Raw genomic sequence first — 25646 nt, 5'->3', positions numbered from 1 at the left:
GGTCAAGGCCGACTCCGCCGTCACATTCCAGGTCGCCGGCGCCAACGGCGTCCCGACCGGTGCGCTGGCAGCGGTGTTCAACCTGACCGTCACCTCGCCGAAGTCCTTCGGCTTCATCACCGCCTACCCGTCCGGTTCGGCCCGGCCCAACGCGTCGAACCTGAACTTCTCCACCGGGCAGACCGTCCCCAACCTGGCCAACGTGCCGGTCGGCTCCGACGGGCGGGTGGCGCTGTTCAACCGCTCCTCCGGCTCCGCCCAGCTCATCGCCGACCTCGCCGGGTACTTCCTGCCCTAACACCGTGTGAGGTTCCCCGTCACAAGAACTGAACCCGGAGACTGTAGCCGCGGCATGGCGCAGCCCCCGGGTTCAGTTCTGCGCCCGGCACATGGGCAATCGGGCACTGAAGCAGGTACGGCCCTGCGGCCCGTTCGCCCCGGGAGTTGGCTGCCAGTACTCCTCCACAGCCTGCCACCGCGCCGGATGCGGGCAGGTTATCCACTTGGCGACAATCCGGGCTTACCGTGCGGCGTCCAAGCCGGGAGAGTCGAAACAACCGGCAGACCTGCCGGTGTCCCGTGGAAGGAAAGCAGATGTCAACAAATCAGGACACGCCCGCTGCGAACGGCATGGACGCGGGGGAGGACGGCGACGCCGAAGTCTACGAGATCTATCCGGGCGCGAGCTCGGTTAGGCCCATTCAGCCGCACGGACGCAGCAGGCCGGCCGCGGCGCAGGCAGGAATGGCCACCGCTGAATATGCCATTGCCACCCTCGCGGCTGTGGGCTTCGCCGGCGCACTCGTGTTCATCATGCGAAGCGATGAGGTCCGCGGATTCCTCCTGAACCTCATCCGAACGGCGCTCGCGCTGCCATGAAGGAGGCCAGCCGTTGCGGCGCAGCCCGCAGCCGGCCGCATCTCCCGCCGGTCCCGGCGTCACGCGGGGCCGTTACTGCGGAATTCGCCGTGGCGCTGCCCTCCGTGGTCCTCCTGCTCGCGCTGCTGCTTGCGGGTTCGGCGGCCGGGGTGACGCAACTGCGCGTCGAGGAAGCAGCCAGGGGCGGTGCCCGTGCCCTGGCCAGAGGGGCGGCGGCGGGCGACGTCGGAGGGATTGTTCGCCGACTGGCCGGGGAGACGGCGGCGTCGGATGTGGCCGTCGACGGCGAATGGGTCAGGGTCACGGTCTCCGGCCGGGTCCAGGGGGCCGTCGGGTCGCTGATCCCGTGGACCCTCAGCGCCAGTGCCTGGGCACGGTCGGAGGCCCCTGCCGGTGCTCAGCCGCACCGGCCCGCGGGTGACGCCCGCTCCCCGGGGTGGCAAGGAATATGACCTCGATGGGCGGCCCGGCCGGGAAGCTCCGGCGGCGGCAACCCTCGCCGCCGGACGGTCCGGGCAGCCCGGACGGCCGCCGCTCCGGCGAGCGAGGGGCGGGGACCGTCCTGGCATTGGGGCTCGGTTTGGCCGTCTTTGCCGTTGCGACGCTGGTGCTGCTGCTGGCCCAGTCGGCCGTGGCGGCCTCCAGGGCTGCGGCCGCTGCCGACCTCGCGGCGCTGGCAGCCGCAGACGCCGCCCGGGGTCTCATACCCGGCGAACCGTGCGCGGTTGCTCGGGACGTCGCGGGGAAAAACGGCGCCGTGCTGCTCGACTGTACGCAGGGCACGGACTCGACAGTCCAGGTGCGTACCGGGCACAGTGCCGGGCCATTACTGGGCATGGCCCGGGGAGTGGCCAGGGCTGGGCCGCCGCCGGGGCCCCCGCCTGGGCCGCCACCCGGGCTGCCGGGGCCCTCTCCATGACACCCGCGTGGCAGCGGGTAGTCAGCGTGCCTCAGGCACGGAACCGCCGGACGGGATCCTCTCCGGCTGCGCCGGCGGCGGCCGCTGCGGCGTTGTCCGGGTCCCCCCGGTCCGTCGCCACCAGCCCCGGGTCCCCCCGGTCCGTGTCCATCAGCTCCGTGGCGTCGTGCAGGAGGACGTCGAGCAGGGTGATAGCGGCGCCCTTGTCGAGGGGGTTGTTCTTGTTGCCGCACTTGGGTGACTGGACGCACGACGGGCAGCCCGAATCGCACTCGCAGGCCTTGATGGCGTCCCGCGTGGCCGTCAGCCACACCCGGGCTTTGTCGTAGCCGCGTTCGGCGAAGCCTGCCCCGCCGGGATGGCCGTCGTAGACGAAGATGGTGGGCACTCCGGTGTCGGCATGAATGGCCGTCGAGACGCCGCCGATGTCCCAGCGGTCGCTCGAAGCCACCAGCGGCAGGAGCCCGATCGCCGCATGCTCGGCAGCGTGCAGGGCTCCGGGGAACTGCGCTTCGATCAACCCCGCACCGGTCAGCGACCGGTTGTCCACGACGAACCAGACAGCCTTGGTGAAGAGGTCCCTGGCTCCCAGATCCAGGGGTTCTTCACCGAGGATCTCATTGGAAATCAATGCCTTGCGCTGGAAGGAAACCACCTGGGTTGTCACTTTCACATCGCCGAAATGTACGGCCACGTCGCCCCACCGGGTGGTGCGCTCCGTTGCCAGGACCTCGATCTGGGTCACGTCGCGGGCGGTGGTGTAGTAGTCGGGGTTCGCCCGGCGCACCATCACGCAGTGGTCTTCCTCATTGAGGTTCTCCACGACATAGCTGTCGCCCTGATGGACGTAGACGGCGCCGGTATGGGCCTGGTAGTGGGTTTGGGGCGAATCCATGGTGCCGAGGAGCGAACCGGTGTCGGCATCGACAATGCTGACCGGGCCGCCGCCGTCGGCCCGCAGGTTCACCATGGCTGCGGCACTTTGCGGGTGGGTCCAAAACCACCCGGCCGGCCGCTTGCGCAGGTACCCCTGCGCCACGAGACGTTCCAACAGCTTCTCAGCGGTTGCGCCGAAGAGGCCCAGTTCGGCGAAACCGAGCGGAAGTTCGGCGGCGGCGGCGCACAGATGCGGGCCAAGGACATAGGGATTGGAGGGATCGAAGACCGTGGCCTCCACCGAGACGTCGAAAATCGCCTCGGGGTGGTTCACCAGATAGGTGTCCAGGGGGTCGTCACTGGCGACGAACGCCGCGATCGCGTCCTGGCCGGCCCGGCCCGCCCGCCCGATTTGCTGGAACAACGACGCGCGGGTGCCCGGCCAGCCGGCGACCAGCACGGCGTCGAGGCCGGAAATGTCGATGCCCAGTTCCAGCGCCGAGGTGCTCGAGACCCCGAGCAGGGCGCCGGAGCGCAGCGACTTCTCCAGGGCCCGGCGTTCCTCCGGCAGGTAGCCGGAACGGTAGGCGGCCACACGCTGCGGCAGGCTGGGGTCAACCTCATCGAGGAGGCGCTTGGCGATGGAGGAGATCGTCTCCGCCCCGCGCCTGGATTTGATGAAGGCAATGGTCCGGGTCCGTGAGGAGACCAGGTTGGCCAGCAGGTCGGCGGTCTCGGCGACCGCGGTGCGGCGCTCCTTGGCGCCGTTCTCTCCGCGGAGTTCGGTCAGGGCAGGCTCCCAAAAAGCCACGGTGGTGGAGCCGTGGGGCGAGCTGTCCTCGGAAACGGCGCGGACCGGTGCGCCGATGAGCCGGCCGAATGACTGTCCGGGGTCGGACGCGGTGGCGGATGCGGCGATGAAGACGGGGCCCGGGTGCGCCCCTGCGGGGCTGTAGTAGGCACAGATCCGCCGCAGCCGGCGCATGAGGTTTGCCACGTGGGAGCCGAACACGCCGCGATAGCTGTGGGCCTCGTCCACGATCACGTAGCGCAGGCGCCGGAAGAACCTGGCCCACCATGCGTGGTTGGGCAAGATGCCGAAGTGCAACATGTCGGGGTTGGCGAGAATGAAGTTGGCGTGGTCCCGGATCCAGCGCCGGGATGCGGGATCGGTGTCGCCGTCGTAGGTTTCGGCCCGGACGGTGGGGAGTTGCAGCCCGCGGATCGCGGCCAGCTGGTCGGCGGCCAGGGCCTTGGTCGGGGACAGATAGAGGGTTACGGCGCCGTCGTCATGGATCTTCCCGGGATCAGCCAGGACCCTGAGCTCGGAGCGGTGGATCGCGTCCAGGGCCGGCAACTGATAGGCCAGGGACTTGCCGGACGCTGTACCGGTGGCAATGACCACGTGTTCCCCGGCGTGGGCCAGCTCGGCGGCCTGGACCTGGTGGCGGTAGGGCTCGTGGATGCCCAGGGATCCGTAGGCCCGCACCAGGTCCGGGTGCGACCACTCCGGCCACGGCGATGTGACGGCCTGGCGGGCCGGAATCGTCCGCACATGGCGCAGCTGTTCCGGATCCGGGCCGCGGCCCAGCAGCGGAATCAGGGACTCATGCGGGTTCACTCGAACATTCTTTCATCCGGGCTCAAATCGCCCGGAGGGAAGGAGCCCGGTTCCCGCTGCGCCCGGCAGGCGCGCAGAGTCAGCCGACGGACAGGTCCGATCCTTCGTCCGACGTCGACAGCATCAGCACGTGGCAGACCATGCGCCAGCCCAGGTGCGAATAGAGTTTCTGGCCGTCCAGCGAGGCGAGCAGCAGTCCGGAGTCGACGTCGTGTTCGAACGCCTGGGCCGCCAGGGCCTTCATGATGAAGCTGCCCAGGCCGCGCCGCTGGTAGGCCGGCGCCGTCACGATCTTGTCGAAGATTGCCGTGTGTCCCACCACAAAGACGCGGCCGCTCGCGGCAACCTCCTCGCCCGCGCTGACGACGGCGTGGTGGACACCGTCCGTCCGGGAGGTTTCCAGCTTGAGGTCGTCGTCGGAGAGCCATGGGTCCTCCGAGTCCTGGGTCTCCATGTCCACGATCATCATGGTTTGCGAAGCCGAGGTGACGTGGAGGCCGTGTTTCGGGGCGAGGAAGGTGTACCGGGCCACATCATTGGTCAGGATCGTCAGGATCCTGGCCGGCTCTTCGGCTGTTTTGGCTGCCAGGTCCGCGAACTCGGAGTCGGAAGGGTCGTAGGCGAAGTACTCCCATTGCCCGGTGGTGTCCGCGCGCAGGGCCGCGGGGAACCGGCCCTCCCGGCGCGTCTCATAGCCGCGGCAGCCCGCCCATCCGGCTACCCAGATTTCCAGCAGGTGCGTGGTGTCTTCAACCATGGCGTCAAGACTCATGTGATGAGAGTATTCCAGCCGTGCCGCAAGCAACAGGGGGCCGGTCAGGGAAGTGTGCTCGCTTATCCAATTGTGACTGTCTCCCCGTCTCCTCCCAGCCAGTACCCTTAAATACGTGGCTTTGAACAGGATTGTGCTCTTTTACGGATTCACCCCCCTCGCTGACCCGGACGCCATCCGGCTGTGGCAGCGCGCCCTGTGCGAAAAACTCGGCCTGACGGGCCGCATCATCATCTCCAAGGACGGCATCAACGCAACGGTCGGCGGCGAGCTGAATGCCGTGAAGCAGTACGTCAAAACCACGCGTGAGTACAAGGCATTCCACGGGATCGACTTCAAATGGTCCGACGGCGGTGCGGCGGACTTCCCGCGGCTCAGCGTCAAGGTGCGGGAGGAGATCGTCTCGTTCGGCGCCCCGGGCGAACTCACGGTCGACGCCGGCGGAGTGGTCGGCGGCGGCACGCACCTTAAACCGGAAGAACTCCACGAACTCGTCGAGGCCAAGAAGGCAACCGGCGACGAGGTCGTGTTCTTCGACGGCCGGAACGGCTTCGAGGCCCAGATCGGGAAGTTCAAGGATGCCGTGGTCCCCGACGTCGCCACCACCCACGATTTCATCAAGGAACTCGACTCAGGCAAATACGACGCACTCAAGGACAAGCCGGTGGTCACCTACTGCACCGGCGGCATCCGCTGCGAGGTGCTGTCCAGCCTCATGGTGAACCGCGGGTTCAAAGAGGTCTACCAGCTCGACGGCGGCATTGTCCGCTACGGCGAGGCGTTCAAGGACCAGGGCCTGTGGGAGGGCTCGCTCTACGTGTTCGACAAGCGCATGCACCTGGAGTTCAGCGAGGACGCCAAGACCATCGGCGAGTGTGTCCGCTGCTCGGCGCCCACGAGCAAGTTCGAAAACTGTTCCAATCCGAGCTGCCGGACCCTCACCCTCTACTGCGCGGAGTGCGCCGCGAACCCCGAAACCCTCCGCTGCCCCGAGGGTTGCGCCGCCTGACGGGCGCCCCGGCTGCGCCGCCTGACGGGTGCCCGGGCGGCCGGACCTCGCGGGCGGGCGTCTCAGAGCCGGCTCACCCGGTACGCATAGTTGGCGGCGACCCTTGCGGCCACCTCGATGGAGAGCACCGCGTCCGCGGACAGCTGGACGACGTTGACCCGCGACGTCCCGCAGCGCAACCGCAGGTCCACGAGGGACTCTTCGCCCTTGCGGACGGTGAACGACACCCGGCCCAGGCTCCGGCACGCCAGCGTCAACGCATAGGTGCCGGCCGGCAGCGGGGTGGTCGTCTCGGTGTGCACGGCCCCCGCCGCCACCGTGCCGTAGCCGGTATGGAAGACCTGCCCCGCGGTGTCGGGCAGAACGCCGTCGACCCAGTTGTCCAGCTCCTCACCCGTCACCGGCTCGTTGAGATGGGGATCCCGTGGCAGCGCCGCATCGGTGGGCGGTGGCGCGACTGCCGTGGGCGAGTCATCATCCCAGTGGTCATCGGCGTATTCATATTCACAGCCGGACAGCAGCGGGCCGAGAAGGAACGCAACTGACAGCGCCGTGGCGGCGGCCCGGACGCGCCGTCGCGGCACCCTGCTGGGCGGCACCGTGGGCATACCCTGAGATTAAATCCGCGCGGGCGCAAATGCCATAGGTCTATGGTCCGGGGCGGACGCGCGTTGTCTACTTGGCTGGAACCAGATGGTAGGCGTAGATGAGCGGGGCATCGACGCTGGAGGTGCTGATCGTGACCTCGCCCTCGGCAGGCACAGTGATGCGGGCCGTTTCGCGGCTGCCGTTACATGCGGCGCCGGCTTCGGTCAGCTGCTTTCCGTCCAGACCGACGGCGAAAAACGCCTTCCCGCCGCCGTCGCAGGTCATGGTCAGGGTGTACGTACCGGCGGGCACGCCGGCCGCGCTCCGGACGATCGGATCCCGACTGAGAATCTTTCCTGCGTCCTCCAGCACCGTCCCCGGCGCCTGCGGCAGCGCCGTTGCTTTCCACGCCGGCACGTCGGCGCTCTCAATCGAACCGGCCGGGGAGCATGCCGCAGATGCCAGCACGACGGCGGCGGCGGCCGCGCCCGTGAACGCCCGCCGGGCCAGGCGGAAGGCCGGGGCAAAGGAGGAAGGGAAAACCATGCCTCCAACTTACCGTCTGGCAAGGCCGCCGCCCGCCGCCGGGCCACTCCCGGCGACCCGCTCTGCGGCCGCTTTACTTTGACGCAGCGTCAAAGTCTAAAGTCGAAGGCACAGCCGGCAGCACTGGCGGGCCGGACCACCCGGCCGGCCGACAGAGCCGGACAAAGCCGCCCGACGGGACCGGACAGCAAAGCGGAAAGGCACACCGATGGACTGGTCCGTGCACCAGATCGCAAAAATGGCGGGGACCACCGGCCGGACCCTGCGGCACTACGACGACATCGGGCTGCTCAAACCCAGCCGGACCGGCAACAACGGCTACCGGTACTACGGCCGGGAGTCGCTGGTGCGCCTGCAGCGGATCCTGCTCCTGCGCGACCTCGGGCTCGGCCTGCCCGCGATCGCGGAGGTGCTCAGCCGCGAGGCCGATGCGGAGCAGGCACTGGACCGGCACCTCGAGTGGCTGCAGCAGGAACGGGACAGGCTCGGACGCCAGATCGCGTCGGTCCGGCACACCATCGAAGAATTGCGGGCAGGAGGAGAGATCATGGCAGAGAAAATGTTCGACGGCTTTGACCACACCCGGTACCGGGACGAGGTCCAGCAGCGGTGGGGCAAGCAGGCCTATGCGGCATCGGACGCCTGGTGGCGCTCTATGGGCGCCAAGGAGAAGGCCGCCTGGCAGGAACAGTCCAGGCAGCTTGGTGCCGACTGGGCCGCCGCGGCGGCCGCCGGGGACCCTGCGGACAGCGCGCGGGCCCAGGGCCTGGCGCGGCGCCACGTTGAATGGCTCAAAGGCATCCCCGGGACCCCGGCAGCCGCGCCGGCCGCGGCACACGGCGCGGGGGCGGGACCGGGCATCAGGGAGTATGTGACCGGACTCGGCGAGATGTATGTGGCCGATCCCCGGTTCGCCGCCACCTACGGCGGTGCCGAGGGCGCGGCCTTCGTCCGGGACGCCCTGCGCATCTATGCTGAGACCCGCCTCTAGCCGCCGGCCCACCCGAACCGGCACGGCCACGGGGACTAAACTTGTCCGGTGACTTCCTCAGCGCACACCCCCGCCACACCCGTTGCCGCAACCCCGGCCCAGCCTGGACCGGAGCCCGCGGCCCGGTTCACGGCCGGCAGCACCCCGGAGGCGCCGCGGAGCGACCTTCCCGGCCTCCTCGAGGCACTCTCAGCCGACCTGCGCGCCGCCGGCTACACCGTGGACGGAGTCGCGGAGCTACTCGGCGAGGCCGCCCACTCCGCCCTCAGCCGGGACCAGCTCGTCCCGGCGCTGATCGTCACTGCCCGCGCCGCCGGTGAGCCGGCGACGGCCGCGCTCGCCGTCGTCGTGCGGCTCTGGCTCCTGGCCGAACCGCAGCCGGCGGAAGTTCTCGACGCCGCCCTCCCGGGCATTCGCACGGAGGGGCTGACGGAACTGGGGCTCGTGGAGCCGGCGGCCGGCGGCTTGATCCAGGCGAAGGTGGACCTGCGGCCCTACGGCTGGGACCCCACGGTCGGGGAGGACGGCACGGAGCAGGGCGGGGCGGACCTCTGGGTGGCCAGCGACCTCGCCGCCCACCAGCGCGCCGGCGTCCTCCGCCACGACCACGTCCTGGGCATCGGGCAGGCCTCCACCACGCTGGTCCAGGTCACCGCCCGCCGCCACGTGGCCAGGGCCCTGGACCTCGGCACGGGCTGCGGCATCCAGACCTTCCACCTGCTGCACCATGCCGAGCACGTGACGGCGACCGACATTTCCGCCCGCGCGCTCGCCTTTACCCGGTTCAACCTGCTCCTCAACGCCGCCGAGCTGCACCTGGACCCGTCCGACCTCGAGTCCCGAGTGAGCCTGCGGCTCGGGTCCTTGCTGGATCCCGTGGCGGGGGAGCGGTTCGAGCTGGTGGTATCCAACCCGCCGTTTGTCATCACGCCCCGCAGCCTGGGCGAGACCGCCACGGACCAGTTCACATACCGCGACGGCGGCCTTCCGGGGGACGAGATCGTGTCGTCCCTGGTCCGGGCCCTGCCCTCCGTGCTCGCCCCGGGAGGGACGGCCCAGCTGCTGGGCAACTGGGAAATCACGGCCGGAACCGCATGGTCCGCCCGGCCCCAGAGCTGGGCCGATCCGGCCACGGACGTCTGGTTCATCCAGCGCGAGCAGGTCGGGCCGGAGCAGTACGCCGAAACCTGGCTGCAGGACGCCTCCGAATACCGCGACCGCCGGCTCTACCAGGACTCGTACGCGGCCTACCTTGAGGACTTCGCCTCGCGCAACGTGGCAGGGATCGGTTTCGGCATGATCTGGCTGCGCCGGCCGCCTGCCGGTACCGGGGCGGTGCTGGCCCGGTTCGAGGAGATCACCTACCCGATCGAGCAGCCGGTGGGGCCGCACCTGGGTGCGGCCGTCGAGCGGGCCGACTGGCTGGCCGCCCATGACCTGGCGGGCGTCCACCTGCTCGTCGCGGACGACGTCACCGAGGAGCGGCACCAGCGCCCGGGGGCGGAACACCCCGGCGTGATCCTGCTGCGGCAGGGCGCCGGGCTGCGCCGCACCAACCTGCTCAGCACCGAGCTGGCCGGTTTTGTCTCAGCGTGCGACGGCGACCTCTCCGTCGTGCAGATCATCGGCGCCCTCGAGGCCCTGCTGGGCGGTTACGAGGGCTTTGACGGCACCACGTTCCGGGCCGGGCTGCTCGAAGAAGTGCGGAACCTGGTCCGCGACGGCTTCCTGCTGCCCGCCTGAGGCGGCGGCCGCCGCGGGCACGGCGGCCGCTGACTCCTCCCGGCCGAACCGGGGCAGGACGTAGGCGGCCAGGGCGAGGGACACCAGCACCGCGACCGCTCCCGTGAGCCCGAAGCTGACACGGACCGGAACCAGCGCGCCCAGCAGCCCGCCCAGCGCCAGCGCCGCAATGGACACCGCCCGCGTCATCCCGCCGACGATCGCCATCGCCTGCCCGCGCCCGCTGTCCGGAATCCGAAGAATCGCGATCGCCCCGAAGCAGGCGTTCAGGGCCCCGCAGGACGCCCCCATCGCCGTGTAGGCCACAAAGAGCAGCTCCACGCTGGGCACCATTCCCATGATGACCAGCTGGACCGAGGCCAGCACCATGGAGGCCAGCAGCGCGCGCAGACGTACCCGGGGGGACCGGATGGTGCCGGCGATCGCCGCCCCGCCGGCCATGCCCAGGCCGAATGCCGCGGTCAGGAGCCCGTACTGCGTCTCGGTGGCGCCGAGGTCGCCGCGGGCCAGGAAGACCTCAAGCACGTTCGTGGCCTCGCCGACAACGATGAAGAACATTGCCCCCAGGACCAGGGCCCAGACGAGGCTGTCCCGGCGGATCAGGCGCAGACCGTCGAACAGGGCGGGCTTCGCCTGGCCGGCCCGCTCGGCTGCCGTGCCCCGCCGGGTCCGGATCAGCAGGGCGCCCAGCCCCATGGCGGCATAGCAGCCGCTGGCCACTGCGAACACCAGCCCGGCACCGCCCCAGCCGCTGAGCAGGCCGCCCGCGGCAGGGCCGGCCATGCCGGCAATCATGATGGTGGCCTGCATGGTTCCCATGGCCTTCGGGGTGCGCTCTTCGCCGACGATCCGGGGGAGCAGCGCCTGCCACGTCGGGCCGGCCACGGCCTGGGCGGCGTCAAGCACGAAGGTCATGGCAAACAGCACGGGCAGGGAGTTCTCCAGATAATGCAGCCCCAGCCCCATGCCGGCGACGGCGGCGGCGCTGACCGCGGAGGCCGCCGTCGCCAGCGTCCGCGAATCCTTCGTATCGGCGAGCCGGCCCGCCCACGGGGCCAGCAGGACCAAGGGCAGCGCCGAGCACAACAGGTAGGCCGCCACGAGCCAGGGGCCGGCTACCGGGGTTTCGCCGGCCGCGGCCGCGTTCTGCAGGTGCAGCATGACGCTGACGACGACGGCGCCCATCCCCGCCGTCGCAACAAACCGGGCGCTGCTGGCGATCAGGAAGTCGCGGGTGCGCCACAAGGGCCGCGCCGCGGGTGCCCCGCCGGACGACTTATGAAGTATCTGTTTCATAACGAGGAACGTAACCCCGCGATGAAATAGATGTCAAGCATTTATTTCATAGTTTGGATTTGCGGATACACTGGAAGGGTGAATGCAGAAACCCCGACGGCGGAGTCCGCGGCCCCGCCGACCGCCAAGCGCCGGCACCGTCCGGAGAAGCAAGTGGAAATCACTGACCCGAAGGCGATCCGGGCGCTGGCCCACGCCGCCCGGCTGGAGGTCATTTCCGAACTGTATTCCACCCAGGTCAGCCGGACGGCCACGGAGCTCGCCGCGCAGACCGGACTGACGCCCAGTGCCATGAGCTACCACCTGCGGGCCCTGCAGAAGTGGGGCATCGTGGTTCCCGCGGCCACCGCCGGCGACGCCCGGGAGCGGCGCTGGCAGGCCGCCGGTACCGACTTCACCATCCATTCGCTGGGCGCGGGGGCCGCCCCGGAGCTCGCCGTTCTGGACCTTGAACTCGACGCCTACCGCCGCCGCGTCCTTGCCTACGCCAAAGCCCGCAATGAACGGCGGGAGGGCGGCGAGACCGGCGACGGCCCGTCGGCGGTGGTCCTGGCCAGCAACCTGCTGTACCTGACGCCGGACCAGCGCGCCGAGCTGACGCGGCGCGTCTTCGATCTCCTGCGGGACTATGAGCTGGAGGACCCGGACCGGGTGCCAGAGGGTGCCGAACGCATGGCCACCATGTGGTCGATGATCCCGGACGACCGCGGCCCGGCCGCAGCGAAACCCGTAGCGAAACCAGCTGTGCAACCCGCGGCGGAACCCGCCGGCGGCGGGACCTGACCTGGCCCCGGCGGCCCTGATCCTTGCCTCCGGCGGGCCGTCATTTCCGGCCGGATGGGCGCGATTACGCAAAATATGGTGAACTAGGCGGGTATGGGCGCATCTGCCCGAGCCACCTTTTTCTGTAGGAGCACCGTGCCAAGCAAGGCCAAAACCGGCAAGAAACTCGTGATCGTGGAGTCTCCCGCCAAGAGCAAGACCATCGCCAAGTACCTGGGCGAGGGCTTCATCGTTGAGGCCTCCATCGGTCACATCCGCGACCTTCCTCAGCCGTCCGAGCTCCCCGCGGACCTGAAGAAGACCCCGCTGGGCAAGTTCGCCGTCGACATTGAGCACGACTTCAAGCCGTACTACGTGGTGTCCCCGGACAAGAAGAAAAAGGTCGCAGAACTCAAGGCCCAGCTCAAAGACGCCGACGCGCTCTATCTCGCAACCGATGGGGACCGCGAGGGCGAGGCCATCGCGTGGCACCTGCTGGAAGTCCTCAAGCCCAAGGTTCCGGTGTACCGGATGACCTTCGGTGAAATCACCAAGGAAGCGATCCACCGCGCCATGGACAACCTGCGCGACGTGGACCAGGACCTCGTGGATGCCCAGGAAACCCGGCGCGTCCTGGACCGGCTGTACGGCTACGAAATCTCCCCGGTACTGTGGCGCAAGGTGGCCCGGGGCCTGTCCGCCGGCCGCGTCCAGTCCGTGGTGACCCGCATGGTGGTGGACCGGGAGCGTGAACGCATGGCGTTCAAGGCCGCCTCCTACTGGGACCTGACGGGGCAGTTCGGTGCCGATTCCGGGGCTTCGTCCTCGTTCAAGGCCAAGCTTGCCGCCGTGGACGGTGCCAAGGTGGCCAGCGGCCGGGACTTCAACGACGACGGCGAGCTCACCTCGCGCAACGTCGTCCACCTCGACGAGGAACTCGCCACCGCCCTAGCAGCCGGGCTCCAGACCGCCGACTTCCGCGTGCGCTCGGTCGACACCAAGCCGTACACGCGGCGCCCGGCGGCGCCGTTCACCACCTCCACCCTGCAGCAGGAGGCCGGCCGCAAGCTGCGCTTCTCCTCCAAGAGCACCATGCAGGTGGCCCAGCGGCTCTATGAAAACGGCTTCATCACCTATATGCGTACGGACTCGTCCGCGCTGAGCGACGAGGCCGTCACCGCCGCCCGGCGCCAGGCCGCCGAGCTCTACGGCACGGAGTACGTCCCCCAGTCCCCGAGGGTCTACACCAGCAAGGCCGCCAACGCCCAGGAAGCCCACGAGGCCATCCGTCCCGCCGGCGACTCCTTCCGGACCCCGGCCCAGGTTGCCCAGCAGCTCTCCGGCGACGAGTTCCGGCTTTACGAGCTGATCTGGAAGCGCACCGTCGCCTCGCAGATGGCGGACGCCAAGGGTTCCACCGCCACCATCCGCCTCGGCGCCGTGACCGTGGGCGGGTCCGCCGCCGGCCGCGATGCCGAATTCTCGGCGTCGGGCACCGTTATCACGTTTCCCGGTTTCCTGGCCGCGTACGAGGAAGGCAAGGACGAAAGCCGCGGCGACGACGACTCCGAGGAAGCCCGCCGCCTGCCGAACGTGGCCAAGGACGACTCCCTGACGGCCTCGGACATCGTCGCCGTCGGCCACGAGACCTCGCCGCCGCCGCGCTACACCGAAGCCTCACTGACCGCGGAGCTGGAAAAGAAGGGCATCGGCCGCCCGTCGACCTACGCCTCCACCATTTCCACCATCCAGGACCGGGGCTACGTCCGGAAGCAGGGCTCCGCGCTGGTGCCGAGCTGGATCGCGTTCTCCGTGGTCCGGCTCCTGGAGCAGCACTTCCGGGACTACGTGGACTACGAGTTCACGGCCGACATGGAAGCCGACCTGGACAAGATCGCCAACGGCGAGGCCGCCCGCGCGGCGTGGCTGAAGCATTTCTACTTCGGCGAGGACGCCGATCCGGGCCTGCTGAGCATCGTGAACAACCTCGGCGAAATCGATGCCAGGGAAATCAACTCCGTGCCGATCGCGGACGGGATCACGTTGCGGGTCGGCAAGTTCGGCCCGTACCTGGAAAGCTCCGTGCCCACGGTCGATGCCAAGACCGGGGAAGTGGTGGAGTCCGCCCGCGCGAACGTCCCCGAGGACCTGGCACCGGACGAGCTCACCGCCGCCAAGGCAATCGAACTCATGGAGACCGCCGCCCCGGAGGAGCGCGTCCTTGGCCAGGACCCGCACACCGGACACACGGTCGTGGCCAAGAACGGCCGCTATGGCGCCTACGTCACCGAAATCATCCCGGAGATGACCGAGGAGCAGCTGGCCAGCCAGCCGGTGGAATACTACAAGAACGGCAAGCCGAAGCCTCCGAAGAAGCCCGTCAAGGCCAAACCGCGCACCGGTTCGCTGTTCGCGTCCATGAGTGTGGACACGGTCACCCTGGACGAGGCCCTGCAGCTGATGAGCCTGCCCCGCGTGCTGGGCGAGGACGCCGAGGGCAACCCGATCACCGTGCAGAACGGCCGGTTCGGACCGTACCTGAAGAAGGGCACGGACTCGCGTTCCATCGGCTCGGAGGAGGAAATCTTCACGATCACGCTGGAGCAGGCGCTGGAGATTTACTCGCAGCCCAAGCAGCGGGGCGCCCGCGCCGCGGTGCCGCCGCTGGCCGAGTTCGGCCCGGACCCGGTCTCGGAGAAAAACATCGTGGTCAAGGAGGGCCGCTTCGGTCCGTACATCACGGACGGCATCACCAACATCACTGTGCCGCGCAGCACCTCGATCGAGGAACTGACCCGGGAACGCGCCGTCGAACTCCTCGCCGAGAAGCGGGCCAAGGGCCCGGTCAAGCGCACGACGGCGGCCCGCAAGGCCCCGGCGCGGAAGGCAGCCGCGAAGAAGTAGGGCCGCGGCGGGACCGTGCGCGCCGGAGCGCACACAGGGCCTGCCGAAGTCGCCGGAAGGTGCTGAGTTCGCCGGAAGAGTCCGGCGAAATCGGGCGTTTCCGGCGACTTCGCGTTTGCGGAGCGGGCGCGGACATGATCGAGTAGGAACATGACTGAACAGCCCGCACACCTGGACAACCAGCCGCTGAACGAACTCGAAGAGCAGCTTGCCCGGGGGGAGCAGCCGGACGCCAACCCGGTGGATGTGATCCTGGCCTTCCTCAACAACGAGGTTTACGTGGTCAGCTCGGACGCCCTCGAGGGCCCCGACTCCCAAGTGGAGCCGCTGGTCCTCGCGAACTCCTCGGGCAAGCCTGTCCTGGCCGTCTTCTCGCACCCGAGCCGCGTCACGGAGCAGTATCTGGCGGCCGCCCCGAACGTGCTCGGCACGCAGGGTGCTGCCATCATCGGCAACCTCGGCGACGAGCTCGGCATGGTGATCAACCCCGGGGCCGCCTACGGCTTCGAAATCGATCCGGAGGGCGTGGCCAACATCCGCCGCGACTTCAAGCCCGCGGACACTGACGCGGACGATGCCGCCGATGCCGCCGGTGCCGAAGGGGCCGCGGACGGACCGGCGGACGGCGGCCGGGGCTAAGCACCCGGGCCGGCCGGCGGTATCCCGCCGGTGGCGAAGGGGTCGCGTGTTGTCCCTTCGGGAGCTGCCGCCGTCGCACCGCGAAGTGCAGTTAGACCAGCCGCCTTTGCGGGGGCAATAATGGCAGGATGCGTCTAGGCGTCCTCGACATCGGTTCCAATACCGTCCACCTCCTGCTGGTCGATGCCCACCCCGGCGCCCGGCCCGTCCCGTTTGCCTCGCACAAGCGGCCGCTGTCCCTCGTGCAGTTCCTCGACAAGGACGGCAACATCAACGACGCCGGACAGCATGAGCTCGTCGAGTTCGTCCTTGAAGCGTGGGAGTTCGCGGCGAAGCACAAAGCCGACGACCTCCTCGCCTTCTGCACGTCGGCCATCCGCGAGGCCACCAACGGCGCGGAGGTGCTGGCCCGCGTCAAGCACGAAACCACGGTGACGCTCCAGGAGCTCACCGGCAGCGAGGAAGCGTCCATGACGTTCTTCGCCGTGCGTCGCTGGTACGGCTGGGGCGCCGGGCCCATTCTGAACCTCGACATCGGCGGTGGCTCCTTCGAGATGGCCCTTGGCCACGACGAGCTGCCCGAGCTGGCGATGTCCGTTCCGCTCGGCGCCAGCCGGCTGACGCGTGACTGGCTCCCGGGGGACCCGCCCTCGGCCAAGAGCATCAAAGAGCTGCGCCGCTATATCCGCTCCACGCTGAAGCCGGCCGTGCGTAAATTCGCCAAACTGGGCCGGCCCAACCTCGTCGCGGGGACCTCCAAGACCTTCCGGTCACTGGCCAGGATCGCCGGTGCCGCTCCCAGCGCGGCCGGGCCCTACGTCAAACGGGAGCTGCTGTCCCTGGACCTGGGGCTCTGGACCCAGCGGATCTCGGCCATGGAAATAGAGGACCGGCTCCACCTGCCCGGGGTCTCCGAGGCCCGCGGCGCCCAGGTCCTCGCCGGTGCCCTGGTCGCGGAGGCGGCTCTGGAAATGTTCGAGTTTGAGAGCATGGAGATTTGCCCGTGGGCCCTGCGCGAGGGACTCATCCTCCGCCGCCTGGACCAGCTGGTGTTTGAAGGGCCGCTGGATCCTGCGCCGCATGTGGCGCAGGGCCCGCCCGCGGAGCTCCAGTCGCCGGACAAGGCCGGCTGAGCCGGGGCGGCCCGGCACGCGTGTGTCGATGCTGCGGTGTCGGTGCGCGTGTGTCGATGCCGCGGTGTCGATTAGAAGGGGCGCCGTTCGTGTAGTTGCTGAGAGGCCGGCACGGTGCCGGCCCGTCCGACAAGGAGGCACCCGAAATGTCGCAATACCTGCTCAGCATCTACCAGCCCGACGGCCCGGCCCCGGACCCGGAGATCCTGGAACCGATCATGCGTGACCTGGCGGCCCTGAACAGCGAGATGCAGGCTGCCGGGGCCTGGGTGTTCGCCGCGGGACTGTACCCCGCCGAGTCCGCCACGGTGCTGCGGCCCGGTGACGGCGGAATGCTCATCACCGACGGGCCGTTCACTGAAGGCAAAGAGCACCTCGGCGGCTTCACCGTCATCGAGGCCGCGGACCTGGATGAGGCCCTCGGCTGGGGAAGCAAGCTCGCCGCCGCGACCACGCTTCCCGTCGAAGTCCGTCCCTTTCAGCACTAGCTGCCGGCGAAGGACACAGGAGTGAGCGGCCCCGGCGCCGGTGCCACGGCGGCCGACATCACCCGGGTGTTCCGGAACGAATACGGCCGGGCCGTGGCCGTCCTCACCCGCACGTTCGGGAACATTGACATGGCCGAGGACGCTGTCCAGGACGCGTTTGTGGAGGCGGTCCGGAGGTGGCCCTCGGACGGCATCCCGCCCGGTCCGGCCGGCTGGATCATCACCACGGCCCGGCGCCGGGCCATCGACCGGCTGCGCCGGGAGGCCGCGCGCGAGGACAAACAGGCACAGGCCGCCCTGCTGGCGGCGGAACGGTCCGGGAACGGGAACGGTCCGGCCGCGGAGGATGCGTTCCTGGCGGAGCAGGCAGGAGCCGGCGGCGTGGACGATGACACTTTGCGGCTGATTTTCACGTGCTGCCATCCCGCCCTCGCCCGGTCCGCCCAGGTGGCACTCACGCTGCGGCTTCTGGGCGGACTGACGACGGCGGAAATCGCCCGGGCATTCCTGGTTCCGGAGGCCACGATGGCGCAGCGCCTGGTCCGTGCCAAAGCGAAAATCCGGGATGCGAAGATCCCGTACCGGGTGCCTCAGGGAGCCGAACTGCCCGAACGGCTGCAACCGGTGCTGGCGGTCGTGTACCTGATCTTCAACGAAGGCTACAACCCGCGCCCTGGGGGCGGTCCGGCCCGCGCGGAGCTCTGCGCGGAGGCCATCCGCCTGGGCCGGCTGCTGTGCACCCTCATGCCGGACGAGCCGGAGGCAACGGGGCTGCTGGCGCTGATGCTGCTCATCGAGTCCCGGCGTGCCGCGCGGTTCACCGCCGACGGCGGCCTCGTGCTGCTGGCGGCACAGGACCGCGGCCATTGGGACAGTGCCCTGGCCGCCGAGGGCCGGGACCTGGTCCGTCAATGCCTGCGCCGGAACCGGCCGGGGCCTTATCAGCTCCAAGCGGCGATTAACGCGGTCCACAGTGACGCCGCGACCGCTGCGGCCACCGACTGGGCCCAGATCCTGCAGCTCTACGACCAGCTGCTGGCCGTCGCGCCCGGGCCGGTGGTGGCGCTCAACCGCGCCGTCGCCCTGGCGGAAGTGCACGGGCCGGATGCGGCGCTGGCGGCCACGGACGGCCTGGCGCTGGAGAACTACTACCTCTTCCACGCCGTCCGCGCCGACTTCCTGGGGCGCCGGGGCCGGGTCCCGGAGGCGGCCGAAGCCTACCGGCGGGCGCTGGAGCTTGCCGGGAGCGACGCCGAGCGCCGGTTCCTGGCCGGCAAGCTCCGGAACCTGGTGCCCGGCATGGCGGGCAGCCCGCCCGGTGAGGCGCCATAAAGGGACCCTTAAACGAGTACGGCCGGGCGGCTGGAGCAGGACTTGGGGGAACTCTGCTGCAACCGCCCGGCGCACCGCCGGTTCCGGTGGAACCGGCTATCATCACTCGCACCTGTTGAGGCACTTCCCAAAGTAGTGGCCCAAGTTGGGCGGACGTCGGGATTTCCCTGTGCGTTCGCTGGCAATTCAGCGGTAGACCGCGGTGCATGCGCAGTGGACGCGGCTTGGGTTTAACGGCAAAGGCACCGGCGGTCTTCGCGGGAAAATGGGAAAACCCGCCGCAGACCACCGGTGCCGTGCAGGCATCCGCATGCCTGCTGCATCACTCGCACCCTCAATGAGGTAGCTACTACGTTAGGGGCCGAAGTTGTGGAATGGCTGCGGTAATGGTGTGAGCTGGCTGGGAATCGTGCCGGACTGCAATGATGGGGGCATGAGCAACCGAATCGCATTCCTGGGCTGTGGGTCAATGAACGAGGCAATTCTGGGCGGCCTGATCGACGGCGGCGTCGACCCGGGCGACATCGTCGCAACGGTCCGCCGGGCCGAGCGCGCGGCCGAACTCGCCGAACGGCACCACGGCATCACCGCTATTGCGGGCGAAGAAGAACCCGAGAACAACAAGCAGGCCGCCACCGGCTCCGGCGTCGTGATCCTTGGCGTCAAGCCCGTAGGCATTGCCGACCTGGCGCGGGAAATCAGCGACTCCCTCTCACCGGACACGATCGTCATCAGCGTTGCCGCCGCCGTGTCGCTGCAGCAGCTGGAAGCGGCGCTGCCGGCCGGCCAGCCCGTCATCCGTACCATGCCCAACACGCCCGCGAAGCTGGGCCGCGGCGTCGTCTCCGTCTCCCCGGGCACCAACTGCTCGGCCGGGCAGCTGCAGCACGCGAAGGAGATCCTCGCCGCCGCCGGCATCGTCGTGGAGATTCCCGAAGAACAGGTCGATGCGCTCTCGGCGATCAGCGGCTCCGGCCCGGCGTACGCGTTCTACCTTGCCGAGGCGATGGCCGCGGCCGGCGTGGAACTGGGCCTGGACCCGGAGCTGTCGCTGCTGCTGGCCCGCGAGACGGTCGCCGGGGCCGGCTTCATGCTCGCCGAGCCCGGCGCCGACCCCGCCGCGCTGCGCAAGGCCGTGACGAGCCCGAACGGTACCACCGAACGGGCCATTGCGACGTTTGACGAGCGCGGCCTGCCGGCCATCATCGCTGACGGCGCCCGTGCGGCCGCCGCCCGTGCCGCGGAGATCACCCGGCAGCTCGGCTGAGCCGGGCCTACGGCCGCGCGGCGAAGCGTTCCAGCAGGTCGACGTGGCCCGAAACAATGAGCATGTCCCGTGAGGAGACCTTCGTTTCGGGCCGCGCGTAGGTGAAGTCCTCGCCCGGGGACTTCACGCCCACAATCGTCACGCCGTACTTGGAACGGACCTTGGACTCGTCCAGGGTGAAGCCCACGGTCTCGCGCGGCGGGTACATCTTCACGATCGCGAAGTCGTCGTCGAACTCGATGAAGTCCAGCATGCGGCCCGAGACCAGGTGGGCAGCGCGCACGCCGGCGTCGGCCTCCGGGTAGATGACGTGGTTGGCGCCGATCCGGGTGAGGATCTTGCCGTGCGAGGGCGTGATCGCCTTGACCCAGAGGTGCTCGATGCCGAGGTCGACGAGATTCACCGTGATCAGCACCGAGGACTCGATCGAGGTGCCCACGCCGACGACGGCCGAGCTGAACTCCTGCGCGCCGAGCTGGCGCAGGGCGTCGATGTTGGTGGCGTCGGCCTCCACGACGTGCGTCAGCACGCTCGCCCATTTCTGGACCAGGCTGCGGTCGCGTTCAATGGCCAGCACTTCGCGGCCCTGCTTGACCAGCTGTTCTGCGGTGGATGCGCCAAAACGGCCCAGCCCGATCACCAGCACCGGTGCGTTGTGGGCGGGGCGGTTGACGGCGCCTGAGGAACTAGCCAATGATCGGTCTCTCTTCCGGGTAGTGGTACAGCTGGCTGCGCTGGCGCAGGGCCAGGGCGGCGGCAAGGGTGACGGTCCCGACGCGTCCGGCAAACATGAGCACGGCAAGGACGTAGACCCCTGACGGCGGCAGTTCGGCACTGAGGTTGGTGCTCAGGCCCACCGTGGCGAAGGCGGAAATCGTTTCGAACAGGACCCGGTCCAGCGAGGCGTGACTGATGTGCAGCAGCAGCAGGGCCGAGACCGAGACGAGGGTGGCGCCGGCGACGATCACCGAGATGGCCACCCGCATGGTGCCCTCCGGGATGGTCCGGCCGTAGATCTTGACGTCGGCGTCGCCGCGGGCCTCCGCGGCGATCGCCAGGAACATGACGGCGATCGTGGTGACCTTGATGCCGCCGGCCGTCGACGCCGAGCCGCCGCCGGCGAACATGAGGGCATCGGAGAGCAGCATGGTGGTGGATTCCATGTGGTTCTGGTCCACCAGGTTGAAGCCGCCCGAGCGCAGCATGACGGAGGCAAACAGCGAATGCGTGAGCTTGTCGCCCACGTCCATGGCCCCGATGGTGCGCAGGTTGTCCCATTCCAGGAACCCCCACAGAACCGTCCCGGCCGCGAGGAGGATGAAGGAGACCTGGATGGTCAGCTTGGTGTGCAGGTTCCACTTCTTCCACCGCAGCCCGTTCTGCTGCAGCACCATGACCACGGGGAAGCCCAAGCTGCCCAGGAACACGCCGAGCATGAGCGGAACGAGGATCCACAGATCGGTCTCGTAGGGGACGATGCCATCCGAATGCGGGGTGAAGCCGGCGTTGTTGAAGGACGAAATCGCGTAGAAGACGCCGTGCCAGAGGGCCTGCGGGAAGCTCTCCCCGAGGACCAGGAAACGGGGGATCAGGGTCAGTGCCAGGGCGGCCTCGATCACCACGGAGGTCACGATCACGATCCGGAGCAGGGTGCCCACTTCACCGAGCCGGCCGGCGTTGTTCATGGCCTCCTGGGCGATCAGCTTGCCGCGGACACCGAGTTTCTTGCTGACCATCAGCGCCAGCAGCGATGCGAGGGTCAAGGTGCCCAAGCCGCCGACGAAAATTCCGACCAGGATCACGAGCTGGCCGAAGAAGGACCAGTGCACGGCCGTGGACACTACGGTCAGGCCTGTCACGCAGACGGCGGACACCGCCGTGAACAGGGCCTGGTGCAGCGGCGTGGCCTGCCCCGTCGCGGACGCCACAGGCAGGGAAAGCAGGGTGGTGAAGATGACGATCACGACGCCGAACGCCGAGAGCGCCAGCCGGGCCGGCGAGCTGTTCGCGATGCTGTCGATGAAGTCGCGCAGGCGGGTGAAGATCCACAGGCCGTCCCGCTCCGGCATGCCTGGCTGCCAGCTGGCCGGGCTCGTGGACCTCGACTGGCTTTGCGTCATGTTTTTCCTCGGTCGAAACTGCTTCCCCCAGTAGTAAACCACTAAAGTCCCCGTCATGGCCGGGCAGGCACCCCGGCGGGCACGGGAAGCCGGGGCGGCTCCGGTAGCCTGTGATTGATGACATTCCTGCCCGGACTCGATCAGACCGCGCTGCCGACGACGGTGGTGTGGGACCCCGCCATGACCGCGTACAACTTCGGCCACAGCCACCCGATGGCCCCGGAGCGCATGGAGCTCACGGCGAAGCTGGCCGGCAGCCTGGGCCTGCTGGATCTGGACCATGTCACGGTCGCGGCCCCGGAGGTCGCCGCTGACGCCGAACTGTGCACCGTCCACAGCCGCGACTTCGTGGCCGCCGTCCGCCGCGTGAGCGAAAACCCGGCCGCCCCGGACGAGGCCCGGGGGCTGGGAACCGAGGACGACCCCGCCTTTGCCGGCATGCACGAGGCCAGCGCCCGGCTGGCCGGCGGATCGCTCCTGGCGGCCGGGGCCATCCTGGACGGCAGCGCGGTGCGGGCCGTGAACTTCGGCGGCGGGATGCACCACGCTGCCCGCGAACGCGCCAGCGGCTTCTGCATCTACAACGACGCCGCCCTGGCGATCCAGCGGCTGCTCGACGGCGGCGTCCGGCGCGTGGCGTATATCGACGTCGACGCCCACCACGGCGACGGCACCCAGAGCATCTTCTGGGACGACCCCCGCGTCCTGACCATCTCGCTCCATGAGTCCGGGCTGACCCTCTTCCCCGGCACGGGGTTCGCCAACGAAATCGGCGGCCTGAATGCCCAGGGCAGCGCCGTGAACGTCGCGCTCCCGGCCGGAACCGGCGACGCCGGCTGGCTCCGGGCCTTCCACGCGGTCGTGCCGCAACTCGTCGGCGCCTTCGAACCCGAAGTCATCGTCAGCCAGCACGGCTGCGACTCGCACCGGCTCGACCCCCTCACCCATCTGAACATCAGCGTCGACGGCCAGCGCGAGGCCGCCACCGCCGTCGGCAATCTCGCGGCGCGTTACTGCGGGAACCGCTGGATTTCCACGGGCGGCGGCGGCTACAACGTGGTCAGCGTGGTGCCGCGGTCCTGGAGCCACCTGATCGCGATCGCCGCCGGCCGTCCCGTGCCGCTGCGGACCCCGGTGCCGGAAGACTGGCGACGCTACGTCAGGGACAAATACGGGACCAGGTTCGGTGTGGAACCCCCGGAAGCGATGGGCGACGACGCCGACGTCTGGTGGCGTTCGTGGGAAGTCGGTTTTGACCCCAACGACGCCGTGGACCGCACGATTATGGCCACCCGCAAAGAGGTGTTTCCCCTGCACGGACTGGACCCCTGGTTCGACTAGCCCGTGCGCGGCAGGTGTCCGGCATGGCGGCGGATTTCGCGGCTCCAATTGGTGGATGCCATCTGGCGTATATGTCGCTAGTGTGGAGGGCATGGTGACAGACGACGTATTTGCCGTCATTGCTGAGGCAACCCGACGTGACATTCTTCTCTCCCTCCGCAAGGGGGACAAAGCAGTGGGGGAGCTGGTCCAGGAGCTTGACGCGAGCCAGCCCACCATTTCCAAGCACCTCAAGGTCCTCCGCGAAGCAGACCTGGTGAGCATGCGCGCCCAGGGCCAGAAGCGGTACTACGCGCTGAACCCCAAACCCCTCGCCGGTGTTGCCGACTGGCTGCGGGCTTTCGACGTCGCCCCGGCTGTCACCGCCGCGGCGCCTGAAACTGCCGGCGCCGCGCCCGTCCCCGCGCCCGTCCCCGCGGCCGGCGGCCAGCCGGACGGCCTCGCGGCCGCGGCCGCTTCCCGGCCGCAGGCGCCCGTTCCGGTTGCGGCCCAGCCCGCCGTGGCCCTGGCAACCCGGCCGGAGGGAAGCCCGCTGAGCCCCGCCGTCGTCCTTCCGGTCGGAACTGGCGGCGAGGACAAGATGCCGCAGCAGATCGGCCGCACGGTTGGCCGCGCCGCGACGAGGGCCGCGGACCTGCTCGCCAACCTGCCGAAGTTCGGCCGCAAGAAGTAACCCGGTCCAGCGCTACTGCCGGAGGATCCGCACGTGGTCCGGGGTGAGCTCGGCGATGCTGCTGACGCCCAGCAGGGCCATGGTGCGGAGCATGTCCTGCTCCAGGATCTGCAGAGCCCGGTCGACGCCGGCGCGGCCGCCGGCCATGAGGCCGTAGAGGTAGGCCCGGCCGATCAGTGTGAAGTCGGCGCCGAGCGCGAGGGCGGCGATGATGTCGGCGCCGCTCATGATGCCGGTGTCAAGGAGGACTGCCGTGCCGCTGTTGTCCGCCTTCAGGGCGGCTGAGACTTCGGGGAGCACGTGCAGGGGGACGGGGGCGCGATCCAGTTGGCGGCCGCCGTGGTTGGACAGCACGATCCCGTCCGCGCCGTAGTCGGCGACCTTGCGGGCGTCGTCGGCGGTCTGGATGCCCTTGACCACGAGCTTGCCTTTCCAGGTCTCGCGCAGCCAGTCGAGGTCCGCGAAGGTCAGGGTGGGGTCGAACATGGAGTTGATGAGGTCCGCGACCGTGCCCGTGTACCGGGACAGCGACGCGAAGGTCAGCGGCTCGTGGGTGAGGAAGTTGAACCACCACGCGGGCCGGTAGGAGGCGTCCAGGACGGTTTTGAGTGTCAGTGCCGGCGGGATGGTCATGCCGTTGCGGACATCGCGCAGGCGGGCGCCGGCGACCGCGGTGTCCACGGTGACCATGAGGGTGTCGTTGCCTGCCGCGGCCGCGCGCTCGATCAGTTCCCGGGAGCGGTCCCGATCCGTCCACAGGTACAGCTGGAACCAGTTCCGGCCGTCCGGCGCGGCGGCGGCCACGTCCTCGATCGATGCCGTGCCCATGGTCGAGAGCGTGTAGGGGATGCCCGCGGCCTCGGCGGCCCGGGAACCGGCGTACTCGCCCTCGGACTGCATCATCCGGGTGAAGCCGGTGGGCGCGATCCCCACGGGGAGCCGGGACGGTTTGCCCAGGATGTCGGTGCTGAGGTCGATGCTGGAGACGTCCCGCAGGATGCCGGGCCGGAATTCGATGTCCTGGAAGGCCTGGCGGGCGCGGCGAAGGCTGATTTCGGCCTCGGCCGCGCCGTCGGTGTAGTCGAACGGGGCCCGGGGCGTGCGGCGCTTGGCCATGTCGCGCAGGTCCCAGATGGTGCTGGCCCGGCCCAGCCTGGCAGCGCGGCTGAAGTCCGGCTTCTTGAACTGCATCAGCGGCGCGAGGTCGGCGTACTTGGGCACCCTGCGCCGCAGCGCGGCAGGCAGCCCCCGTCCCGCGGCAGCAGGGTCCTGGGCAGTTGCGCCGGGCGTCGTGAGAGCCTCGGGGTTTTCGGGCGGGACGGTCTGCGTCATGGCTTCCTCCATAGCGGTCGGATGCTCGGGCTGGGGTCCTTTCACACTCTAGGGGGTTCCCGGGGCCGCGCCGCGGAGGCCCGTTGCATCGAAGCGGCACTTCGCGGCAGTGCCGGCGCCTCAAAGTCAACTGGTCGTTGCAACGGGCCGGGTTTATGTCATGCTGCGGCGGCGATGAGTTGGCGCATGCGTTGTTTTGGGGTCTCGAGGTTCAGGGTGGGCCGTGGCCGGTTGTTGAGTTTGTCGGCGATGGTGTCGAGGTCCTCGGCGGTGAAGACCGAGAGGTCGGTGCCTTTCTCGAACCAGTGGCGCAGCAGCCGGTTGGTGTTCTCGTTCGTACCCCGCTGCCAGGGTGAATGCGGATCGCAGAAGTACACCCCCGCGTCCAGGGCCAGCTGGATGCGGGGGTACTGGA

At 69.2% G+C, this 25646-nt stretch carries 24 protein-coding genes and 1 pseudogene; 16 read left to right on the top strand and 9 right to left on the bottom strand.

The genetic code is table 11. The annotated features are described in order from the left end of the window. From CFN17_RS01900 to CFN17_RS01885, 4 genes are all read left to right on the top strand, one after another. Positions 1-298 (top strand): hypothetical protein (locus CFN17_RS01900; RefSeq protein ID WP_222612637.1); only part of this gene is annotated, 298 nt, incomplete at its 5' end. A gap of 296 nt (positions 299-594) precedes the next feature. Then, on the top strand, positions 595-879 hold the full coding sequence (locus CFN17_RS01895; protein ID WP_208749716.1) for a DUF4244 domain-containing protein: 285 nt from the start codon (positions 595-597) through the stop codon (positions 877-879). A gap of 89 nt (positions 880-968) precedes the next feature. Then, a complete protein-coding gene (locus CFN17_RS01890; RefSeq protein ID WP_395925938.1) occupies positions 969-1331 on the top strand; it encodes a TadE family type IV pilus minor pilin in 363 nt (120 codons plus the stop codon). Next, positions 1328-1798, top strand: a complete 471-nt coding sequence (locus tag CFN17_RS01885) for an Rv3654c family TadE-like protein (RefSeq protein WP_315968646.1) — start codon at positions 1328-1330, stop codon at positions 1796-1798. Before CFN17_RS01890 ends, CFN17_RS01885 begins: the two co-directional genes overlap by 4 nt. Positions 1799-1829: 31 nt before the next feature. On the opposite strand, the gene CFN17_RS01880 is transcribed toward CFN17_RS01885, so the two are convergent. Both CFN17_RS01880 and CFN17_RS01875 read right to left on the bottom strand, forming a co-directional pair. Then, complete coding sequence (locus tag CFN17_RS01880; protein ID WP_208749714.1) at positions 1830-4295, bottom strand: DEAD/DEAH box helicase; 2466 nt, start codon at positions 4293-4295, stop codon at positions 1830-1832. Between the two features lie 79 nt (positions 4296-4374). Beyond that, a complete protein-coding gene (locus CFN17_RS01875) occupies positions 4375-5067 on the bottom strand; it encodes a GNAT family N-acetyltransferase (RefSeq protein WP_208749713.1) in 693 nt (230 codons plus the stop codon). A 115-nt stretch (positions 5068-5182) separates the two neighbouring features. Here CFN17_RS01875 and CFN17_RS01870 point away from each other — a divergent pair, with 115 nt between their 5' ends. Next, positions 5183-6076 (top strand): rhodanese-related sulfurtransferase, encoded by an 894-nt coding sequence (locus tag CFN17_RS01870; RefSeq protein ID WP_208749712.1) that lies wholly within the window; start codon positions 5183-5185, stop codon positions 6074-6076. Between the two features lie 62 nt (positions 6077-6138). Here CFN17_RS01870 and CFN17_RS01865 read toward each other — a convergent pair whose 3' ends face one another. Both CFN17_RS01865 and CFN17_RS01860 read right to left on the bottom strand, forming a co-directional pair. Continuing rightward, positions 6139-6684, bottom strand: coding sequence for a hypothetical protein (locus CFN17_RS01865; protein ID WP_208749711.1), 546 nt, complete (start codon positions 6682-6684; stop codon positions 6139-6141). Between the two features lie 67 nt (positions 6685-6751). Beyond that, positions 6752-7210, bottom strand: coding sequence for a hypothetical protein (locus CFN17_RS01860; protein WP_208749710.1), 459 nt, complete (start codon positions 7208-7210; stop codon positions 6752-6754). A gap of 208 nt (positions 7211-7418) precedes the next feature. Here CFN17_RS01860 and CFN17_RS01855 point away from each other — a divergent pair, with 208 nt between their 5' ends. Beyond that, positions 7419-8201, top strand: a complete 783-nt coding sequence (locus CFN17_RS01855) for a MerR family transcriptional regulator (RefSeq protein WP_208749709.1) — start codon at positions 7419-7421, stop codon at positions 8199-8201. 48 nt (positions 8202-8249) lie between these two features. Beyond that, positions 8250-9944, top strand: coding sequence for a methyltransferase (locus CFN17_RS19865; RefSeq protein WP_261792309.1), 1695 nt, complete (start codon positions 8250-8252; stop codon positions 9942-9944). Between the two features lie 39 nt (positions 9945-9983). On the opposite strand, the pseudogene CFN17_RS01850 reads toward CFN17_RS19865, so the two are convergent. Next, positions 9984-11129 (bottom strand): annotated as a pseudogene (locus CFN17_RS01850) (MFS transporter); the annotation flags it as partial. A 189-nt stretch (positions 11130-11318) separates the two neighbouring features. Here CFN17_RS01850 and CFN17_RS01845 point away from each other — a divergent pair. The 7 genes from CFN17_RS01845 to proC all read left to right on the top strand — a co-directional run bounded on the left by CFN17_RS01845 (position 11319) and on the right by proC (position 19765). Then, positions 11319-12023, top strand: coding sequence for a helix-turn-helix transcriptional regulator (locus CFN17_RS01845; RefSeq protein WP_261792308.1), 705 nt, complete (start codon positions 11319-11321; stop codon positions 12021-12023). Between the two features lie 135 nt (positions 12024-12158). Beyond that, on the top strand, positions 12159-14906 hold the full coding sequence (gene topA / locus CFN17_RS01840) for a type I DNA topoisomerase (RefSeq protein WP_208749707.1): 2748 nt from the start codon (positions 12159-12161) through the stop codon (positions 14904-14906). Between the two features lie 150 nt (positions 14907-15056). After that, a complete protein-coding gene (locus CFN17_RS01835; protein WP_208749706.1) occupies positions 15057-15545 on the top strand; it encodes an SseB family protein in 489 nt (162 codons plus the stop codon). Between the two features lie 128 nt (positions 15546-15673). After that, the gene (locus tag CFN17_RS01830) at positions 15674-16678 is read left to right on the top strand and encodes a Ppx/GppA phosphatase family protein (RefSeq protein WP_208749705.1); all 1005 of its coding nucleotides are present in this window, start codon (positions 15674-15676) and stop codon (positions 16676-16678) included. Between the two features lie 146 nt (positions 16679-16824). After that, a complete protein-coding gene (locus tag CFN17_RS01825) occupies positions 16825-17166 on the top strand; it encodes a YciI family protein (protein WP_208749704.1) in 342 nt (113 codons plus the stop codon). Between the two features lie 21 nt (positions 17167-17187). Next, positions 17188-18498, top strand: a complete 1311-nt coding sequence (locus CFN17_RS01820; RefSeq protein WP_208749703.1) for an RNA polymerase sigma factor — start codon at positions 17188-17190, stop codon at positions 18496-18498. A gap of 433 nt (positions 18499-18931) precedes the next feature. Continuing rightward, a complete protein-coding gene (gene proC / locus CFN17_RS01815; protein WP_208749702.1) occupies positions 18932-19765 on the top strand; it encodes a pyrroline-5-carboxylate reductase in 834 nt (277 codons plus the stop codon). 7 nt (positions 19766-19772) lie between these two features. On the opposite strand, the gene CFN17_RS01810 is transcribed toward proC, so the two are convergent. Both CFN17_RS01810 and CFN17_RS01805 read right to left on the bottom strand, forming a co-directional pair. Continuing rightward, positions 19773-20411, bottom strand: a complete 639-nt coding sequence (locus CFN17_RS01810) for a TrkA family potassium uptake protein (RefSeq protein ID WP_028277721.1) — start codon at positions 20409-20411, stop codon at positions 19773-19775. Positions 20412-20451: 40 nt separating this feature from the next. Further along, positions 20452-21885: a TrkH family potassium uptake protein gene (locus CFN17_RS01805; protein WP_208749701.1), complete on the bottom strand. Its 1434-nt coding sequence runs from the start codon at positions 21883-21885 to the stop codon at positions 20452-20454. Positions 21886-22002: 117 nt separating this feature from the next. On the opposite strand from CFN17_RS01805, the gene CFN17_RS01800 reads away from it, so the two are divergent. Continuing rightward, positions 22003-23226, top strand: a complete 1224-nt coding sequence (locus CFN17_RS01800) for an acetoin utilization protein AcuC (protein ID WP_208749700.1) — start codon at positions 22003-22005, stop codon at positions 23224-23226. A 91-nt stretch (positions 23227-23317) separates the two neighbouring features. Continuing rightward, the gene (locus CFN17_RS01795) at positions 23318-23899 is read left to right on the top strand and encodes a helix-turn-helix transcriptional regulator (protein ID WP_208749699.1); all 582 of its coding nucleotides are present in this window, start codon (positions 23318-23320) and stop codon (positions 23897-23899) included. 12 nt (positions 23900-23911) lie between these two features. Here CFN17_RS01795 and CFN17_RS01790 read toward each other — a convergent pair whose 3' ends face one another. Next, positions 23912-25231: an alpha-hydroxy acid oxidase gene (locus tag CFN17_RS01790; RefSeq protein WP_315968645.1), complete on the bottom strand. Its 1320-nt coding sequence runs from the start codon at positions 25229-25231 to the stop codon at positions 23912-23914. A 158-nt stretch (positions 25232-25389) separates the two neighbouring features. After that, positions 25390-25646: IS30 family transposase (locus CFN17_RS01785; protein WP_208748236.1), on the bottom strand; the 257-nt coding region annotated here is incomplete at its 5' end.

Source organism: Arthrobacter sp. PM3 (assembly GCF_003352915.1).
In the GTDB taxonomy this organism is placed as follows: domain Bacteria; phylum Actinomycetota; class Actinomycetes; order Actinomycetales; family Micrococcaceae; genus Arthrobacter.
The sequence above is the reverse complement of the archived record's forward strand: the minus strand, read 5'-3'. Positions and strand labels throughout refer to the sequence as shown.